Origin of the sequence: Mesorhizobium sp. M0029 (assembly GCF_040323735.1) — a bacterium.
Classification (GTDB): Bacteria; Pseudomonadota; Alphaproteobacteria; order Rhizobiales; family Rhizobiaceae; genus Mesorhizobium.
Window position 1 is genome coordinate 1 of the sequence record NZ_JAMYVF010000063.1, and the last position, 581, is coordinate 581.

Sequence of the window (581 nt, forward strand, 5' to 3'; positions counted from 1 at the left end):
CTAGGTGTTTGATCCCAGGCTTTGATGGCGCATACTTTTCGTCCGAATCAAAGGATGCGCTATGGGCCAGGTTCTTCATGGGAGCGCCACGACGACAGAGGCGATCCGTCGAGCGATACAGCATAGTCAAGAGAGCCTGAGGGCGCTGGCGAAGCGCTACGGCATCAATCAGAAGACGGTTAGGAAGTGGAGGAACCGGACGTCGGCCGCCGATCTTCCGACTGGCCCCAGAGATCCGAAGTCGACAGTGCTATCGACTGAGGAAGAGGCGGTCATCGTCGCCTTTCGGCGTTATACGCTGCTGCCACTGGACGATTGCCTCTATGCTCTCCAACCGACGATCCCGCATCTGTCGCGGTCATCCTTGCATCGCTGCCTGCAGCGTCACGGGATAGGCAGGTTGCCGGATGTCGAGGGCGACAAGCCGGCAAGGAAGAAGTTCAAGGCCTATCCAATCGGCTACTTCCATATCGACGTCGCCGAGGTCCGAACCGAGCAGGGCAAGCTGCATATGTTCGTGGCCATAGATCGGACCTCGAAGTTCGCTTTCGTCGAGCTGCACGAGAAGGCAACGACAGCGG

General features: G+C 58.5%; 1 protein-coding gene. It reads left to right on the plus strand.

Annotated elements, in window-relative coordinates; genetic code table 11:
• Positions 1-61 precede the first annotated feature (61 nt).
• Positions 62-581 (plus strand): transposase family protein (locus tag NKJ76_RS32345; RefSeq protein WP_502902380.1); only part of this gene is annotated, 520 nt, incomplete at its 3' end.